This is a genomic window from Aeromonas sp. Prich7-2, assembly GCF_017939255.1.
GTDB classification, from domain to species: Bacteria; Pseudomonadota; Gammaproteobacteria; order Enterobacterales; family Aeromonadaceae; genus Aeromonas; species Aeromonas caviae.
In genome coordinates, this window is record NZ_JAGKRI010000242.1 from 1 (window position 1) to 1,441 (window position 1,441).

Sequence of the window (1,441 nt, forward strand, 5' to 3'; positions counted from 1 at the left end):
CAGGGTGAGAGCGTGAACATTTTGTTAAATTTCACCCAGTTTTTTGAGACCCGCATTGAGTACCGTTTCCAGATATTCACTGCTCATTCCTGCGATTTTTTGCTTCCGTCTTACGCTCGCCTTGCGTGAAGTCTCGGCCCTGAGCATGTTCAGCCCCATGTGCCGGATGCACGCCAAAATCTCTGCGGCATCACCGCGATAAATCGGGCAATCATCCTCGCCCATCGTGACGTCCAGCACCCAGTGCAGGCTATTTTCGATGGCCCAGTGCCCACGCACCGCTCGCGCAAACTCATCCTGCACCAACGCTTTGGAACTGATGAAATAACGCTGCTCTATGGTAATTTTTTGCATATTTTCAACGCGATAGGAGATGGCCACGCCAATGCTGTGCAACTGTTTCCAATGAGGAAACTGGGCGGCCAACTCGCCCGCCGCCATGACATGGTACTCACGACCATCGATGCGGCCATGAGCCTTCTCAAGCGTCATCGTCTCTGCGCATAACGGGGTGGCCGCCAGCGGGGCGAGGGCCTGTCGAACCGCCTCGAACAACTTGGGTTGGTTGCCTTTGACGGCCAATAAGTAATCGCCACCTTGCTGAAGGATGGTCTCGGCGATCTCGGTCTGGCACCCCATCGCATCGATGGATACCAGGCAGCCTTTGATGTCGAGCAGCGCCAGCAACTCGGGAATAGCGGTAATTTCATTGGACTTGGCGTCGGTTTTTATCTGTCCGAGCACCAGCTTATTGGCGGCGGCATAGGCACTGACCATGTGAATGGTCGACGTTCGATCCTCACGGTCATAGGAACTGCGCAGGGTTTTGCCATCGATAGCGACCAGGGCGCCATCGGTGTGCTGGTTAATGGCTTGAGTCCACCGCACAAAGGCGGCCTGAAACGGCTCTGGTTTGATGCCGGAGATGATCCTGGCAATGGTGTCATGGACAGGAATGCCGTTTTTAAACAGTCCCTTGGATTGAAACCAGGGAAGATGAACCTCGCCGAAATCCTCAATATCTTCCCAGCCCTCAGCCCCGCCGATCACGGCACAGACGGTGAGAAACAGGACATCGTAGAAGGGATAATAAATCTTGGCATGCTGGCGAGGGTCGTGAATATTGTCGAAGAACTGAGCGAAAACGGCATCAATAGACATGAGAGCACTCCTGAAAAGGAGCATGAGATCACAGCCGGATCACCAGGTCAAATTTCAGGGTGAGGATGTGAGCAAATTGTTAACTATGGAAATCATGGAAATTATCATTTTTTGGATTTCATGCGCATTTTTTGAGCTGAAATGACGTGCAGTGACGATTAAAAAGTGTGAAGGCGATCCTGACTATAAAGTTAACTGCATATCACAGGCCTATAAGTATTTGTTTTGTAGGCAAAAAACTATTTTTAATTTTTAACAAAATGTTCACGATCTCGCCCTG

The 1,441-nt window shown here is 50.9% G+C and carries 1 protein-coding gene; it reads right to left on the reverse strand.

Annotated elements, in window-relative coordinates:
• Positions 1 to 24: 24 nt before the first annotated feature.
• The gene (locus tag J9892_RS21400) at positions 25 to 1,161 is read right to left on the reverse strand and encodes an ISAs1-like element ISAs12 family transposase (protein WP_021141311.1); all 1,137 of its coding nucleotides are present in this window, start codon (positions 1,159 to 1,161) and stop codon (positions 25 to 27) included.
• Between the last annotated feature and the right edge of the window lie 280 nt (positions 1,162 to 1,441).

Bases quoted from the DNA above. Each gene is read 5' to 3' on its own strand.
- J9892_RS21400 (WP_021141311.1), bottom strand. From the start codon at position 1,161: ATGTCTATTGATGCCGTTTTCGCTCAGTTCTTCGACAATATTCACGAC.